General features: G+C 53.2%; 17 protein-coding genes and 1 tRNA gene. 5 read left to right on the top strand and 13 right to left on the bottom strand.

Annotated elements, in window-relative coordinates; translation table 11 throughout:
- Positions 1 to 44 precede the first annotated feature (44 nt).
- The 5 genes from ACRDCA_RS15605 to ACRDCA_RS15585 form a co-directional block, all read right to left on the bottom strand.
- Positions 45 to 791 carry an SAM-dependent methyltransferase gene (locus ACRDCA_RS15605; RefSeq protein WP_438690351.1) on the bottom strand — a complete coding sequence of 249 codons (747 nt, stop codon included), beginning with the start codon at positions 789 to 791 and terminating at the stop codon, positions 45 to 47.
- Positions 792 to 847: 56 nt separating this feature from the next.
- The gene (locus ACRDCA_RS15600; protein ID WP_438690350.1) at positions 848 to 1,687 is read right to left on the bottom strand and encodes a class I SAM-dependent methyltransferase; all 840 of its coding nucleotides are present in this window, start codon (positions 1,685 to 1,687) and stop codon (positions 848 to 850) included.
- Between the two features lie 10 nt (positions 1,688 to 1,697).
- Complete coding sequence (locus ACRDCA_RS15595) at positions 1,698 to 1,955, bottom strand: YjhX family toxin (protein WP_025122450.1); 258 nt, start codon at positions 1,953 to 1,955, stop codon at positions 1,698 to 1,700.
- A 315-nt stretch (positions 1,956 to 2,270) separates the two neighbouring features.
- The gene (locus tag ACRDCA_RS15590; protein WP_438690349.1) at positions 2,271 to 3,407 is read right to left on the bottom strand and encodes an HlyD family secretion protein; all 1,137 of its coding nucleotides are present in this window, start codon (positions 3,405 to 3,407) and stop codon (positions 2,271 to 2,273) included.
- A 4-nt stretch (positions 3,408 to 3,411) separates the two neighbouring features.
- On the bottom strand, positions 3,412 to 3,735 hold the full coding sequence (locus ACRDCA_RS15585) for a DUF3302 domain-containing protein (protein WP_438690415.1): 324 nt from the start codon (positions 3,733 to 3,735) through the stop codon (positions 3,412 to 3,414).
- A 405-nt stretch (positions 3,736 to 4,140) separates the two neighbouring features.
- On the opposite strand from ACRDCA_RS15585, the gene ACRDCA_RS15580 reads away from it, so the two are divergent.
- Positions 4,141 to 5,034 (top strand): LysR family transcriptional regulator, encoded by an 894-nt coding sequence (locus tag ACRDCA_RS15580; protein ID WP_438690348.1) that lies wholly within the window; start codon positions 4,141 to 4,143, stop codon positions 5,032 to 5,034.
- Positions 5,035 to 5,067: 33 nt separating this feature from the next.
- Here ACRDCA_RS15580 and ACRDCA_RS15575 read toward each other — a convergent pair whose 3' ends face one another.
- The 7 genes from ACRDCA_RS15575 to ACRDCA_RS15545 form a co-directional block, all read right to left on the bottom strand.
- The gene (locus ACRDCA_RS15575; protein WP_438690347.1) at positions 5,068 to 6,057 is read right to left on the bottom strand and encodes an aldo/keto reductase; all 990 of its coding nucleotides are present in this window, start codon (positions 6,055 to 6,057) and stop codon (positions 5,068 to 5,070) included.
- A 25-nt stretch (positions 6,058 to 6,082) separates the two neighbouring features.
- Positions 6,083 to 6,934 carry an aldo/keto reductase gene (locus tag ACRDCA_RS15570; protein ID WP_438690346.1) on the bottom strand — a complete coding sequence of 284 codons (852 nt, stop codon included), beginning with the start codon at positions 6,932 to 6,934 and terminating at the stop codon, positions 6,083 to 6,085.
- A 125-nt stretch (positions 6,935 to 7,059) separates the two neighbouring features.
- On the bottom strand, positions 7,060 to 8,124 hold the full coding sequence (locus ACRDCA_RS15565) for an alpha/beta hydrolase (protein ID WP_438690345.1): 1,065 nt from the start codon (positions 8,122 to 8,124) through the stop codon (positions 7,060 to 7,062).
- Between the two features lie 22 nt (positions 8,125 to 8,146).
- The gene (locus tag ACRDCA_RS15560; RefSeq protein WP_438690344.1) at positions 8,147 to 8,890 is read right to left on the bottom strand and encodes a carboxymuconolactone decarboxylase family protein; all 744 of its coding nucleotides are present in this window, start codon (positions 8,888 to 8,890) and stop codon (positions 8,147 to 8,149) included.
- The gene (locus ACRDCA_RS15555; protein WP_438690343.1) at positions 8,880 to 9,359 is read right to left on the bottom strand and encodes a (R)-mandelonitrile lyase; all 480 of its coding nucleotides are present in this window, start codon (positions 9,357 to 9,359) and stop codon (positions 8,880 to 8,882) included. The genes ACRDCA_RS15560 and ACRDCA_RS15555 overlap by 11 nt, the downstream gene beginning before the upstream one ends.
- Before the next feature lie 97 nt (positions 9,360 to 9,456).
- Positions 9,457 to 10,875: a heavy metal sensor histidine kinase gene (locus ACRDCA_RS15550; protein WP_438690342.1), complete on the bottom strand. Its 1,419-nt coding sequence runs from the start codon at positions 10,873 to 10,875 to the stop codon at positions 9,457 to 9,459.
- Positions 10,876 to 10,886: 11 nt separating this feature from the next.
- A complete protein-coding gene (locus tag ACRDCA_RS15545; RefSeq protein ID WP_438690341.1) occupies positions 10,887 to 11,564 on the bottom strand; it encodes a heavy metal response regulator transcription factor in 678 nt (225 codons plus the stop codon).
- 206 nt (positions 11,565 to 11,770) lie between these two features.
- Here ACRDCA_RS15545 and ACRDCA_RS15540 point away from each other — a divergent pair, with 206 nt between their 5' ends.
- On the top strand, positions 11,771 to 12,823 hold the full coding sequence (locus ACRDCA_RS15540; RefSeq protein ID WP_438690340.1) for an alpha/beta hydrolase: 1,053 nt from the start codon (positions 11,771 to 11,773) through the stop codon (positions 12,821 to 12,823).
- 85 nt (positions 12,824 to 12,908) lie between these two features.
- Here ACRDCA_RS15540 and ACRDCA_RS15535 read toward each other — a convergent pair whose 3' ends face one another.
- Complete coding sequence (locus ACRDCA_RS15535; protein ID WP_438690414.1) at positions 12,909 to 13,385, bottom strand: phospholipase D family protein; 477 nt, start codon at positions 13,383 to 13,385, stop codon at positions 12,909 to 12,911.
- Between the two features lie 265 nt (positions 13,386 to 13,650).
- On the opposite strand from ACRDCA_RS15535, the gene ACRDCA_RS15530 reads away from it, so the two are divergent.
- The 3 genes from ACRDCA_RS15530 to ACRDCA_RS15520 all read left to right on the top strand — a co-directional run bounded on the left by ACRDCA_RS15530 (position 13,651) and on the right by ACRDCA_RS15520 (position 15,928).
- A complete protein-coding gene (locus tag ACRDCA_RS15530; RefSeq protein WP_438690339.1) occupies positions 13,651 to 14,979 on the top strand; it encodes a hypothetical protein in 1,329 nt (442 codons plus the stop codon).
- Positions 14,980 to 15,012: 33 nt separating this feature from the next.
- Positions 15,013 to 15,085 (top strand) — tRNA-Glu (locus tag ACRDCA_RS15525).
- A 252-nt stretch (positions 15,086 to 15,337) separates the two neighbouring features.
- Complete coding sequence (locus tag ACRDCA_RS15520; RefSeq protein WP_438690338.1) at positions 15,338 to 15,928, top strand: hypothetical protein; 591 nt, start codon at positions 15,338 to 15,340, stop codon at positions 15,926 to 15,928.
- The last annotated feature ends 21 nt before the right edge of the window (positions 15,929 to 15,949 follow it).

The raw sequence follows: 15,949 nt of genomic DNA, 5'->3' as shown, positions 1-15,949 counted from the left end.
TTAAGTGTCGGTATAGCCTGTCAGGCTATACCGACAGACTCATATCACCGTGCCATCAACGCAAACACTCCCCAGCCAAGGTACTCACGTGTATAGGCCACATGGCGTTTAGGCGCTGTCGTTAACTGCGTCCGGACTTCCTCTGCCATATCATCATCGGGGTTGGACTCTAGCCACCGGCGCATAGTCAGCCACATAGCGGCTACGTATCTGTCCCAGCCCTCCTGATCTGCCAGCACCATTTCCACCACGTCGTAACCGAGCGTACCGAATGAGGAGACAAGTTCAGGAAGGGTGAGGAAGTCGGAAAGGGCAGTGGCTCCGCACTCTATGGCGATCTTTTCCGTTGGTGGCAACAGACGCCAGTAAGGCTCACCGATAAGCAGGATCCCGCCTGAATTGAGGCTCTTGCTCAACAGTTCCATCGTGCCAGCGACGCCTCCTCCAATCCAGGTGGCCCCGACGCAGGCCGCTACGTCGCATTTTTCTTCAGTTACGTAACCGGAGGCATCGTTATGAATAAACTCGATGCGTTCGGCGACGCCAAGCTCGTCAGCCCGCAGTTTGGCCTGTTGGGTAAATAACGGGCTCATGTCGATGCCGGTACCGGTAATGGCGTAATCGCGGGCCCAGGTGCAGAGCATCTCACCCGAGCCGCTGCCGAGGTCGAGCACTCGCCTGCCAGGTTCCATACGTAACGCCGCGCCGAGAGTCGCGAACTTCTCTGGCGTGAAAGGGTTATGGATGCGGTGAGCACTTTCGCAAATAGTAAAAATACGTGGGATATCCAATGTAGAATTCCTTTCATTGATTTGTGTTTTAAGGGGGATTCCCTCAGAGGCCGCTATCATTGCTTTTCCGCCAACAGGGCAAACAGTTTTCCATCGAACGTCTGGCTGACTGGCCATGCGGTACTAGCCGGGCGGGGGAGCGAGGTGAAACCGCAATCACTGAAAAGGCTGAGATATTCCTCATCGTGCCAGGCCGTCATTTGGTTACCAAAACGAGTGGCGTTCCCACTTTCATCGATGGCCCAGAACAACGTTGAGCTGGTTTGGGCCTCTTCATCCCAGCCATGTTCCGTCAATAGCAAGTGGGGTCTGGCGAGAAACAGCCCCTGCGGGCAGCGTTGCCAGGCAGGTGCTGCCATACCCTGACGTTTGATTTCATCGAAGGTATGTACTTCTGTGAGCAGTTTTCCTCCAGAAACCAACCACTGTGCGCAGTGGCTGAGTAAGGCATGCGCATCCAGCGCGCTGAAGACGTTCAACTCACCAAAGGTCATCATAATGAAATCAAACTGCTGAGCCGGGGAGTACGCCCGTACGTCCTGTTGCAGATACTCAATATCCAGTCCTGCCGTCTGTGCTTGCTGACGAGCATAGGTGATTGATGCCGGAGAGAAATCTACGCCAGTACAGTGAAAGCCGCGCTCTGCAAGCATGTGAGTGTAAAAGCCGGGACCGCAGCCGAGATCGAGAATGCGTGCACCTGCATGGAGCTGGCTGGTGATCCATGTCACCTGTTGTTCAATGACCGGCAGTTTGCGGCTGGCCCAGTCGTGCTCCTGCGACAGATGATTCTCCAGCATTCGCTGGCTGAAGCCCGCATCATCCCAGGGGATTTTGCTTTCATCTGGCAATAGTTTTAGGGGATACGGGCCAGAAATAATCGTGTTGATATCCATGACGGTGTCCTTAGCGGTTGTCCAACTGGGCGCGAACGTTGTTCAGTCCGCTAGTGTTAATGCGGTACGGTTGGCCCTTGACGGACTTGATCAGTTTTTTGGTTTTGAGTTTTTTGAACACGGCGAGCGTGCAGTCGCTGAGCAACAGCCCTTCACGGCTATAGCATTCAACGGAGGTGACGCGGCCGGATGAGTCGCGGACGTGCGCAATACGTCCACCTTTGGCGAGAACGTGTAAGGTACGTTGTTCCTGACGGGATAAATTCATGCTGAAAAACCTGTTAATCATCATATGCAAAACGTGCAAACACACAGCGGTGTCCGCATTCGATTTCGGCGCATTGATAATCAGTCCGGCCTGAAAAGGTCGGGAAGCTGATTATCGGATGATTACATTCTCCAGCATCAAAGCCTCGGTATGAGTTGAAAGGGTTTTACGAGTCAATAGTAACACACAGTATTTGCAAGGGAATAGACCAGCCTGAAAAGTGTGATCTAGTTAGAGAGGTTGGCACTCCTGCCGGCTTGCCGTCCAGGGGCGCAGCGCAGCACGCCCCTCGGTTGATGCGCAACTTCTTTACGATCAATGATCCAGGTAGAGATAGTGCATCCAGCTGGTCATGCGTAACAGCACCTTACGCATCACAGCCACATGGGTAAAGTGGTCGGAATACACCGCCACCTGGGCAAATATCCCATCAGGCAAGGCATCAACCTCTGCATTCGGCTCTAATTCAATCACCGCTAGCACGCCATCGGAACCCGGTATCATGCTCAATGATTGCAGGGTTCCCTGCGCCTGGTACGCTCCGCTGGGAACGACGGGAAGGATACTGGTCAGTTTCCCCTGGAATACCTGGCCAGGAAGCGCGTTGAAGACGATCTCGGCCTGATCGCCCGATTGCAGACGTAATAGCGAATTTTGTCTGAATTGTGCGACGAGCTGCCGTTTTTGTTGTGGGATAAATACCATCACCGGGCGCAGTGGCAGCGCCGCAGCATAAGTTCCTGGGCGGATAAGCACCTGGGTGACATAGCCATTACTGGGAGCTCGCACCACGGTCTGTTCGAGATTGTATTTGGCCTCCGTTAATTGGGCACGCAGGCTGACTATCTGCGACTGTTCTCCGTTGACTACGCTGTTTAACTGGCTTTTTATCTGTGACTGTTCAGCCAGTGAACTTTTCACCAGCGCATCCTGTGCCAGAAAGTTTTGCCTGGCGTTATCAATATCACTCTCGGAGAACGGATTGACCTTGGCCTGGCTCCCTTTAATATAGCGCTGGTAGTCCTTATATAAACGATCGCGTTCGGCAATCACCCCTGATGTATGGGCGACGGCTTCATCTAATTGCCCCTGAAGCACCTGGATGCTGTGGATTGCCGTCATTAAATCTGCCTGTAACCTATCGACACGAGCCTGATAGCGGGTGGGTTCTATTTTAAACAGTACGTCGCCTTTTTTTATAAAAGTATTCTGTTTATCAGTGACCTCACTAACGATGCCAGTAACCTGCGGCGTAATGGGAATAGAAATCACGGCCTTTTGTGCTTGAAAGGTATAGGGGTGGTTATAATTCATTAATAAAATCAGGGCACCCACTAAAAAGACCCCGCCTAGGGCTGCGGTGGGAACCGTCCATTTGTTTACCGGGATTTTAAATATTTTGAATGTGCCATAGGCCAGCGCAACATAGGTAAGAATAATGAGCAAGTCCATGGGGTTACTCCGCGGAAGGTGTTTTGGTTTCGCTGATGCTTTGTTCCAGTTCGCTTATCCTTTGCTCTAAGCGGGCAAATGAATCTGACTGGCCTTGCATTCCCCAACCTCGCTCTGGCCGGTACAGCGTGGCCCATATCCATAAAAATGGCCACAACACATGCAGAGTAAACAAGCTGACCCATCCCGCGACATGGATCGCGTCCGCATGCGGATGATTGCGTGATTTGGCAATCAGGTAAGGAATATCATGAATAATGATGATCCCGTAGAAAATGACCAGGAAGACAACAATGAGCACGCCCAACGCAAAGTAATTAAGAAACATGGTGACCTCGACTAAGCAAACCAACCTGACGGATGAGGTAACCGCATTGCTGGTTGCGCCACCGTGTCTGTTAGGCGTGTATGAGTAAGTTGTCATTGACTGCTATGGGCAATGAATCAAGAATATTTATCATCTACTTTTGAAATACACGCCGGAAATGACATGTTGATAGATATAACACCTGCGGCAACAGAAAAAAGATGTCTTTTCATATGCTTTCTCGCAAGAGTGGGGGCCGTTCATAAAATATAGCACCATCCAAAAAATCTGACGGCACGGGAACATTTTTGTTGGCGAATTATCATCAACCTTTGTCGGTAGCGGGCCTAAAATGGTAGTGTCTATGAGCCTGCTTGATAAGTTATGCCCATACTGGCAAGGGTAACGTTAACCAAGGGAATACGCATGCTGAAAGAAAACTTCAATGAGCTACAGGTGTTTCTTGTCGTGGCGAGGGAGCGAAGTTTTACCAAAGCAGCGGGTAAGCTGGGTGTGTCGCAGTCCGCACTCAGCCACGCGATAAAGGCATTGGAGGAACGGTTAAATCTCCGTCTGCTAACCAGAACGACCCGCAGCGTCGCGCCCACCGAGGCAGGTGAAAGGATCATTGCCTGTCTGGAACCCCGTATTGCCGATCTTGAACAGGAGCTGGAAGCCCTCCTTCAACTAAACGGTTCCGCCTCAGGTAATATCCGGCTCTCGGCAGGGGAACATGCGGTGCGCAGCCTGCTCTGGCCAAAGCTAAAGCCGTTTCTACGGCAATACCCGGAGATCAATGTTGAACTGGTGGTGGATAACGGTTTTGTCGACATTGTGCAGGGACGTTTCGATGCCGGAGTGCGTCTTGGCGAAAGCGTCGATAAGGACATGGTTGCCGTGAAGATCGGGCCTGAAATGCGAATGGTGGTCGTGGGCGCGCCAGCGTATTTTGCCACCAACAGCATTCCGCAGACGCCACATGAATTGCAAAATCATCAGTGTATTAATATGCGTTTACCCACTGCTGGCGGTTTGTATCATTGGGAGTTTGAGAAACAGGGTAAACCGCTGCGCGTCAGGGTCGAGGGGCAACTGACGTTGAATCTGTTGCCGGAAAGAATGGACGCGGTGTTGTCAGGATTTGGCCTTGCCTGTGTGCCGGAGGATATGGCCCAGGACTTGGTAAAGTCTGGTGAGCTTATTCAGGTGCTGGCAGATTGGTGCCCCTCATTTCCAGGTTATTACCTTTACTACCCAAGCAGAAAACAGCACCCTCCGGCTTTTGCACTGTTGATTGACGCGTTGCGTTATGCACAATAACTGGCTTGCGAAGCCCACAAGCCAGATTAAACCTTAACGACCCACGCGAGCCTGTAAGGCGGCCGGATAACGTTCACCCGCGATTTTTACCGTTTCCAGCGCCTGAGTAATTTTATGCAAATCACTCTGTGCAAGAATGAGTTCTGCAGCCCCAAGATTCTCTTCCAGACGATGCAGTTTGGTAGTTCCAGGGATAGGCACAATCCACGGTTTTTGTGCTAGCAGCCAGGTCAGAGCAATTTGAGCCGTCGTCACGCCTTTTTCAGCGGCAAGGATAGCCAGCAGGGCGATCAACCGTTCATTCGCTTCCAGCGCCTCTGCGGCAAAACGTGGCACCTTGCTGCGGAAATCATCCTCACCGAACGTCGTATCGGCCTTGATCGCCCCGGTCAAAAAGCCTTTGCCTAATGGACTGAATGGCACGAACCCAATACCTAACTCTTCCAGCACCGGCAGGATTTCCTGCTCAGGCTCACGCCACCGCATCGAGTATTCGCTTTGCAGGGCAGCAACCGGCTGGACCGCATGGGCACGGCGAATAGTTTGCGTGCCTGCCTCTGACAGGCCGAAGTGTTTGACCTTGCCTTCAGCAATCAGGTCTTTCACGGCGCCCGCAACGTCCTCAATCGGGACATCGGGATCGACGCGGTGTTGATACAGCAGATCGATCACGTCGGTTTTAAGCCTGCGCAGTGAGCCTTCCACCGCAGTACGGATATGCTCCGGGCGGCTGTTTAAAATCTGCTGTTTGTTATCAGCACCAAAGGTGAAGCCAAACTTTGTGGCGATCACCACCCGATCGCGAAAGGGCTTTAACGCTGCGCCGACCACTTCTTCATTCAGATACGGGCCATACACTTCGGCGGTATCGAAGAATGTCACACCACGCTCAACGGCGGCGCGGATCAGTTCGACGGCTTGGCGAGTATCCGTTGCCGGGCCGTAGCCGAAGCTGAGGCCCATACAGCCCAAGCCCAGCGCCGAAACCTCAAGCCCGGAATTACCAAGATTACGTTTTTGCATTGGGGTATTCCTTATTTTTATGTCGTTAAACGTCGAGTTTGCGGCCGGTCAGCCATTCGACCATGGCTGGGTCACGATGCGAGAAAAAGGCGCTGGTTGCGGTATCGAGGGCAATAATTTGCAACATTTCGTTCTGACTGAGTTCGAAATCCAGAATGTTAATGTTTTCTTCCATACGCGCTTTACGCACCGATTTTGCCAGCGAGACAATGCCGCGTTGGAAGATCCACCGCAGGACTACCTGACCCACGCTTTTACCGTATTTGTCGCCAATGGCGGTTAACACCGGGTGTTGGAACAGGCCATTTTTGCCTTCCGCAAAAGGTGCCCAAGCCTCTGGCTGAATGCCACGGCTCTGCATCCACGGCACCGCATGCAGCTGCTGATTGAACGGGTTAACTTCCACCTGATTGACCGCAGGGTCGATCTTGTTGAATGCCATGAGGTCGGCCAGTCTGTCCGGATGGAAGTTGCTCACGCCAATCGAGCGGATTTTCCCCGCCTGTTGTAATTCTTCCATCGCACGCCATGCGCCGTGGACGTCGCCGTAGGGCTGGTGGATCAGATAAAGATCGACATAATCCAACTGCAAACGATTCAGAGAGCGTTCAAACTGCGCTTTCGCCCCTTCATAGCTGGTGTCCTGCAACCATAATTTGGTGGTGATAAACAGTTCATCTCGCGCTATGCCGCTTTGCCTAAGTGCATTTCCCACCTGCGTTTCATTCTGGTAGGAAGCGGCGGTATCAATCAGGCGGTAGCCTGTTTCAATGGCATCGATAACGGCGCGTTCACACTCTGCGGCATCCGTCATCTGGAAGACGCCAAAGCCCAACAGGGGCATGGCAATACCGTTGTTCAGTTTTACTGTTTGCATAACGCTATCCTTCAAACGTGGTGTATGAAAAGCATAACGCAGAGTGATTTATTCTATTAGAGGGTGTAATTAGCTAGGGTTGATTAGCTGGGTTCATTAATTTGCGCATGGACCCAGCTTTTACGTTACTGCAGGTTTTTTGTTTTCAGAAATAGACTGACCTGATCGGCAATCTGGACGTTGTTCAGATCGGAGAAGGGGAAGTGCGTATTACCTTTAATGCCTATCTCAGGTAGATGGATCACCGTAACATCACCACCGTGTTTATTGACCACGTCACGCCACTGGCGGGCCATTGCCAGCCGGACACGCCAACTGTCCTGTGCGGGCATGGCGACGGGGTGATCGGGAATGTTATCGCCATAAATAATCAGGATCGGAATTTTGGTCAGCGCCATGAATTGTTCCATGGCAACAGATTCACCTTTCAGCGTATCGAATGCGCTTGGCATCGGTTTGGGCAGTTGATTTTCGGGGAACACGAAGCCGCTGCCCGGTTCAAAGGCCACGATGGCTTTCACCTTGCTGTTTTTCATCGCCGTATGCCAGCCTGGCCCGCCGCCCTGCGAATGGGTGAACAGAATGGCCGGGCCGGATTTATCCACTACCGCCGACATGGCGTCAGAAATGACGTCAACATCAAAAGGCCCGGTGTTCGGCGTCATCTGACGGAAATACTGGTTCAGTGCTGCCTTATCATGTGAAAACTGTACCTCCTTGAAATAGTCCGGCCACACGCCCAGGCGGAACTGATTGAACCACAGCTGTTCATCCGGTTTCGGTGTTACGGTGCCTTCCTCCATACTACGGCCCGCGTTACCCCTGCGTGGTTGATCGACCAGATAGGTCGAGAAGCCCCGACGCAAGAAGAGGTTCTGGAACCCTTCACGCCCATCCGGGGTGGTTTGCCAGGTAGCAGCAGATTGCCCGGCACCATGGAGCATGATTAGCGGATATTTATGCGGATTTTGCGGGATTTGATAGAACACACGGGCGTGATCGCCGTGGTAAGTCTGGCCGGCAGGATCCAACGGTTGTTTGGCATCAAAGGTGCCAGGGGCTGTAGCAACGGCACCACCGGCCGCAAAGCTGCCTTGATCCTGAATAACCAGTGGCCCAGCCTGTACCGATTGAGCAATAAGTCCGCTCGCCAGTGCGCATAGCACCAAAGTTTTTAACGATCTTTTCAAAGCTGTCTCCTTGTCGGTAGTTTTACTGTGTCGCCTGTTGCAGCGCATGTTCTGCACGCGTTGCTGCATCAATTTCGCCATGCTCACGCAAGACCTGCACGAGCTGGCGCAGTTGCCCGGCACTTAGCCCAACGCGCAGGCTGGCCCGCATATGAGAGAGTAGTTGAGCTTCAACGCCGGGAGTGGCTGCCAATGCGCCGACCGTTGCCAGTTCACGGCTTTGCCAGTCAAGATTGTCGCGGGCAAAAATGTCGCCAAACAGATGAGTTTGCAGGAACTGGTTAATCACCGGGGCGAACTCAAAAAGCGGGCCCTGAACCGGTGCACCAGAGATTTTGGTCTGGTTAGCCGTACCTATACGGCGGAGTTCCTCCCCTACGGGAACCGGGCTGACGGGCTCTTTACCCTGAATATCGTTGATGCCGCGTTGTTTACGTGCCTCAACCACCTTCATGAATTCATTCAACGCGTTGAGGCTGCGGGGGAAACCGGTGTAGGCATACAGCTGAACCAGGATCTCCTTGGTTTCGTTCACCGTCAGGCCGGCATCCAGCCCCTGATTAAGCGCAGTATTCAGTTTTGCCATGTTACTGCTTGCCATAAACGAGGCTATCAAGGGGATAGCCTGCTGGCGTGCAGACAACGAATCGGAAACAGTGGATTGATGACTCATTTCTGAAGCTCCTGAGGTTACAGATGTAGCGTTGGCGGTGAAACTACCGCTCAAGATCAGTAAAGCCGCTGCCGTGAGTGTTTTAATGTGCATGATATTGTTCCTCCGTCACCTTCTCCATCCACTGAACGCTGTTACCGGCAACGATCCCGGTGACCGCCAGATGTGTCATGGCACTACCGGGGGCTGCGCCATGCCAATGTTTAACGCCCGGTGGGCATGACACCACATCGCCTGGGCGAATAGTTTGTACCGGTTGGCCTTCCTGCTGGGTCAAACCCAGGCCGGAGGTCACGATAAGCCGCTGGCCTGCCGGGTGTGTATGCCAGGCTGAACGGGCTCCCGGTTCAAAGGTGACATAAGCTGCGGAAACGCTGATGTCCTTATCGGCACGGAATAAGGGATCAACCCGAACGCGTCCGGTAAAGTTTTCCGCCGGTCCAGAAACCGCGTTCTGGCTTCCGGCGGGGGCGATATGCACTGTAGCGCTGGATTGTTGTGCAACAGCGGAGTAGCTAACCAGAGGCAGTAATAACCCGAGATAACTGATTTTTCTCATCATGCGAACCTGTCCTTTTTGATTAAAAAATGCGTTTTTTGTCGCATTGATTCTAACCAGAGCCCTATGTCGTCAGGCTGACGCGCACCTGACAATGTTGTCAGATGCGATAGGTAACGACGTTACAGCATCGGAACCCAGGGGGGGCGGGCAAAGCAAAAGTAAGCCCAAAGGTATTGATGCCGCCCTCGCTATGTGCGAACACGTCCCCCTGATGCATGATTGCCACTGCGCGTACGATCGACAATCCCAGGCCGTGGTGGGTATCGCTGTTAGTACGCGAAGGATCCACCCGATAAAAGCGTTCGAACAAACGGTGTAAATGTGCGGGCGCAATGGGCTCACCGGGGTTGGAAACGGCAACCCGGGCCAGGTTATCCTTTTCGCTCAAGTGGACCGTAATGGTGCTTTGGGGCAGTGAATGTCTGGCACTGTTTTCAAGCAGGTTGGCCAGTGAGCGATGGAACAGCCGCCGGTCTATCAGAGCGATAACGTCGCCTGCCACCTGCAATGAAAGCTGCTTTTCGGCGAATGAGGGTTCAACATATTCTGCCGTTTTAAGCGTTTCTTCATGCAAAGAGACCTGCGTGAGTTGGGAAGCATGAACCCCTGCATGAGCATGCGACAGGAACAGCATATCGTTGACGATGGACGTCATCCGTTCGAGTTCTTCCAGATTGGAACCGAGCAGCTCTTCAAGCTCCTCGCGCGATCGTCTGCGGGATAGCCCCAGCTGTGTCTGACCAATCAGATTCGTCAGCGGCGTGCGTAACTCGTGAGCCACATCGGCGTTGAAACTCTCCAATTGTCGCCAGGCGATTTCCTGACGTTCCAGTACGCCGTTAAACGAGGAGGCCAGTTGTTGCAGCTCTTTGGGCAATGACCCTGTATCCAGCCGCTGAGCATGATCTCCAGGAGCGAGATGTTGTGCCTGCCTGCTCAATGCGCCGACCGGCCGTAGACCGATCCTTGAGATGGCATAGCCCAGCAAGGCAACAATTAGCACACCCAACGCAGTGATGATCAGCAACGTGTGGGTAAATGCGTCCAGGGTGCCCATGTAAGGCGTCGAATCGATGGCAACCACAGAACGCAATACCGGTCTTTCACCATTGGCAGGAATGGTTTTCACCAGCAGGAACAGGGAGCAGGCACCTTCGGACGCCCCCGGCATTTTATTGAAGCCTTCGCGAAGAGAGGACCAGTTGACGCCCATTGGCGGTGATCCTCCCACGCTAAAGCGGGGATCGTCACTGACGATCCAATAACGAACGCGCTCGCCTTCGGAACTGGCCAGATCGGTAAACTTGCGTGCGAGGGTAGACCAACCCTCGGAAGAGTTGCGTGCACTGATCCAGGGGCTCATGAGTGACTCGCGAAACAGCAGCTCGTTGTGCATCTGTTTTTGCAAAGAGTCATGTAGCGAACTCCTCATCAGCAAGCCGATGGCGGAAACCATCAGCACGGCGCACAAGGCAAACATCAATGCCAGATGCCCGGAGATAGAGCGCTTGAACATGTGTTTTTTCCCTATGGCCTGACCTCGAGGACATAGCCCATACCACGTACGGTATGCAGCAATGTGACCTCGAAGGGAGTATCGATCTTGGCGCGCAGGCGCTTGACCGCGACTTCGACGACGTTGGCATCGCTGTCGAAATTCATATCCCAGACCTGTTCGGCAATCATCATCTTCGACAGAATTTCACCTTGATGGCGTGCCAGTAGGCTTAGCAGGGAAAACTCTTTGGCAGTCAGCTCCAGCCGGAGCCCACCACGGAATACCCGGCGAGCCAGCAGATCCAGATGCAGATCGTGGATTTGCAACTGCGTAATATCCGCGCCATCGGTCGTTCGCCGGCGAACCAAAGCCTGGATGCGGGCAACCAGCTCAATGAGGGAGAAGGGTTTGGGCAGGTAATCGTCAGCCCCCAGGCGCAGTCCTTTGACACGCTCATCTACCGTACCTCGGGCAGACAGCATCAGCACGGGCGTTTGTTTACTGGCTCGCAGCCCTTCCAATACCCGATAACCGTCCATCCCCGGTAGCATGACATCGAGGATGATGGCGTCATAGTCATACTCCAGCGCGTAATGCAGGCCTTCTGCACCATTGGCGGAGATATCTACGGTAAAGCCTGATTCCCCAAGCGCTCGGCTAAGGTAAGACGAGGTTTTCTCTTCATCTTCCACTAATAACAGTCGCATTCATTGTGTCCTTTTTCTGCCGGGGGCCGAGTGATATTAACCCTGCATTGCCTTCGTTTCGCTGACATTTCCCTGACATTTCTGTCAGTTACCCTGGCCAGTTAAATGACAACATTGTTATCCAACTGTCATGATTGCGTCAGCGACATCTCCTTAAACTGGGCCTGCAATCCATTCCGTGCGTCTTTACCCATTGGGAGATGAAAATGAAATTCACATTGTTAAATGCCATGCTGTTGACGGCGATGGCTGGTGTTGCTGCTGGCGCTAATGCCGCCGATTACCGACAGAACCCGTTTACCCTGACGTATGAAGGAGCCATTACCGAGAACGTTCAGGGCAAGGTCAATATTCATCCGGTGAAATACGATCTTCACGGCATTCAGATCGCGGCCAATGTTTACACGCCCGCTAACTACGACCCTGCCAAAAAATACCCTGCGGTGGTCGTAGCGCATCCTAACGGCGGGGTTAAAGAGCAGGTTGCCGGGCTGTATGCCCAGCGTCTGGCAGAACAGGGATACATCACCATCACCGCGGATGCGGCATATCAGGGTGCGAGCGGTGGTATGCCTCGCAACGTGGACAAACCCGCCAACCGCATTGAGGATATTCACGGCATGGCCGACTATCTCAGCCAGTATCCTGGCGTAGATGCCGAACGTCTCGGACTGCTTGGCATCTGCGGTGGTGGCGGCTATTCACTCAAAGCGGCTCAAACGGACAAGCGTTTCAAAGCGTTGGCGACATTGAGCATGTTTGACTCTGGGTTGGTACGCCGTAACGGCTACCAGGACTCCCAGTTATCAACGATCCAGGATCGCCTGAAACAAGCCTCAGAGGCTCGCGCTAAAGAGGCCGCTACGGGTGAAATCACCTATACGGGTGATGCCAAGCTGACCGATGAGCAGATAGCCAAGCTGCCCTTTGCTCTGTATCGCCAGGGCTTTGAGTATTATGGCAAAAGCCATGCACACCCAAATTCCACTTTCCGCTATACCCTGAGCAGCCTGCTCGATTTGATGAGCTTTGATGCGCAAAGCAATATGGATCTCATCAATCAACCGCTGCTGATGATGGCTGGCAGCAAGGCGGACTCGCTTTACATGACAGAGAGTGCCTTCAAGAAAGCCACCGGTACGAACAACAAGCGGCTTATCCTTATCGATGGGGCCACTCATATCGAAACCTACTGGGTTCCTCGCTATGTCGATCAGGCAATGGCCGGGCTTGATAGCTTCTTCGATCAGAATATCTGACGGTAGCAGGATTGGGCGCTGGGATAATCACGCGTGACAGGATAGGCACTATGAGTGGAATTCATCAATCAGGCTGTTTTGTGGCCTAAAGCGTCACTGGGTAAGGAATGCCCAAATCCCAGCGGCTTTGCCAGTGCATGATGAACTGCCTGGCAACGTCGGGCATATGGCGTAGAACTACCACGTTTTCACTGTTTTGCGTCTCTGCCGAGGGAGCATAGTTAAACGAGCCGGTTTCTACCGTCTGGCCATCGACGATAATCGTTTTGTCGTGCTGGATATGATAATGCCCGTCAATACGCATCTGTACGCCGTGAGTCGCCGCATAGTTAATCGCCGCCTGGCTGACCTTGCCCTGATTGCGGCGTTTATCGACCACTACGCGCACATCCACCCCCCGCTGATGTGCCGCTACCAGCGCCTGAGTGATATCTGGCGCCTGGAAGGAATAGCCAATCATCTGGATGGATTTATGTGCGCTGCCAATGACCTTCAGCACCAGTTCCCGTGCCGAGCCTTCCGGCGAAAATCCCACCTGTACGTCAGGGGCCGCATGGGCCATGGCGGGCAGGGCGAGAACAGCGACCAGCGTTAGCCGGTTTATCAGGCATTTAAACAATTTCTTGCTCCACGGTGAACGCAGGTAGGAATAGCGCAGGGCCATTGCGATGAGTTTAACTTGGCAGAGGGGAGCGTTTCACCATTAAACTGGTTGATCAATTGACCTCTATCAATATAGTCAACGGTATGTCATTTGCTTGATGCACTGGCTGATACCCGCGTCAGCCGACCTTATAAGACTTTAACCTTTTAATGGATTAGCCCTGATGGATAACCTTGCCCGGCTGTTCTCCTCCCTGCAAACCCGGTTGCGCCCGGAAGATGTGGCTGAATTGATCCTCACGCAGTTGGGAGATTCCCTGACTGTGGCTGAAGCAGCCCCATTGCGCCAGGCGTCGGCTCGTTCGCTGAAGTCGGGGCTGGTTCAGATGACCTCGATGATGCAGGATTTCCAGCAACCCATAGCCCCACAAAAACAGGTGGCGAAAGCGCGGGAGCTGTTTGTCTGTGCGCCAGCGCTGGACGCCGTTGATTGCAGCGATATTGAGCAGGTCAGGCAGTTGATTGAGCAACTGTCAGCGGAGATCCAGAAAATACCGGGCAGTAATCATTTTATCGCCGATCGTTTGAGCCGCGCAGAGCGGCAGCAGGCGGGAATGGAGATCTCCAAAAGGCGCTATAACAAGCTGTTCCGCTTTTTGCAGCGCTTTGAGAGCAAACTCGCGACGTACCAGTTGGAAACGCAAAAGTATCAGGCATCCCGGGTGGCAAAATCCGGGCTGACGACTCTGATCCGCTATGAGGATTTTTCCTCCACGCCAGATGTTGCCTGTTTTATTGCCTGGCTTTCCGCTCGTATGAACCGCCGCAGCGTATTTACCAACCAGGCGCAGGATCGAGCCTTTGACCAGATTGCCGAGATGCTGCTGGCTCGGGTACAGCAGCAGCCAACATCGGCGGGGTGGTATGCCATTGCCCATATCATGCCGGACCGTGAGATCGTCCAGCATCTCGACGATCGGCAAAAGCTGAGCCTGTTTACGCACTATCTGGCGCAGCTCAATGAGTTGGCCGGTTTACTGAAGCTGATCTGGGAACGTAATACGTTCAATCGCCGCACTATGGTTGTAAAACGTGGTGATGACTCCTCCACCTGGAATGCCTTGGCCGGAGCCTGGAACAGTGCCAGACAAGGGTGGCTTGCGCTAGCCGAAGTGCTGGGTATGGAGCAGATGGTTGAACAGATGTGCCTGGGCAAAGTGCTACGCCTGATGGCTGGGGACGTTGCTGCCTGGCACTATCAGGCGGGCGGTGGCCCGGAGCCGGACACGCAGGTGTGGGCGCATCTGCCGTTTCCGTGGGAGGTGTTTTCGGGCGCAGCAAGCTGTACCAAAGCCGATGTGCAGCGGATCTGTGCGCAGTTTGCTGTCGATCCTTATAAAAAGGGCTGGATCAGCCCACGTCACAATCGGCAGGCGGTGCCGTTTGTCCCAACGCCGGAGCTGGTTCATGGCGTGGTGGTGGCGCGGCCCGAGATCGCCCTGATACTCCGCAAGGCAGGCTATTTTTCCGGTAAAGGCAGTCAGCCTGCTTGACCGTGCTGGCAGGCTGTAGATAATAGCCCTAACTCTGGTATAGCTCAGTGGTAGAGCAGTCGGCTCTCGGACCGACTGGACACAGGTTCGAGCCCTGTTGCCAGAGCCTTTCATTCTTCCTGTCGGAACCTATCAATTTTATTTGCCGTTACCGGCTTTGTGACTAATGGGCATGACGTGCCTTTTGGCTCGTTTCAGCCCGTGGAAAAGGTTTTGAATATGACAACTGTGGTATGGTTAGCGTGGTGATTCAATGCCATGTGGGTTAAATGCATCATGACGTTGGCTAGTTATCCATGGCTACCTGAAATATGCATTTCTATCCGACCGACTCTTTATCATTAAGGATCGTTGTATAATGAAAGTTATCCGTTCGTTGATTAAAGCCTCCACTGCATTTTCCCTTCTTGCCATCAGCATCACTTCAGCTTACGCAGACATTGTTCCTTTGGCTGGTGAGGTGCAAACGGATCAGTTCGCCGCGAAAGTGGTCTCGGTCGACCAACAAAACCGCGTCGTGGTTTTGGCTGGTGCAGAAGGGCATAACGTCAGTTTTAAACTGACCGATCAGGAAAAGGATTTAACCAACCTAAAGGCGGGGGATACGATCCAGGCCACGGTGGTTCGCTCACGTATTGTTAAGCTTGATACCGATCTGAGTAAGGCGGCCCCGACGATCACCAGCTATAAAGAAGAAAGCAACGCGACCAAGAACAACCCTAATCCCAACGTCAACGCGATACATCAGGTCAATGTGACCTTGAAGATCACGCATATTGATCTTAACAAGCACCAGGTGACCTTTGAAGGGCCTGCGGGGCGTCAGAAAGTCATTGCCGTTGAAGATCCTGCGATCCAGGCTCGCCTGAAAGATCTGAAGGTGAATCAGAGCGTGGTGGTGACCTATACCGATTTGCTAGAAATACATGCCGAACCCGCTAAAAAGTAAGATCGGTCAAGCCGTTGAGGC

The sequence above is a fragment of the Serratia sp. (in: enterobacteria) genome, from assembly GCF_051654945.1.
Lineage (GTDB): Bacteria > Pseudomonadota > Gammaproteobacteria > Enterobacterales > Enterobacteriaceae > Chania.
This window is presented reverse-complemented; position numbering and strand designations above follow the sequence as displayed.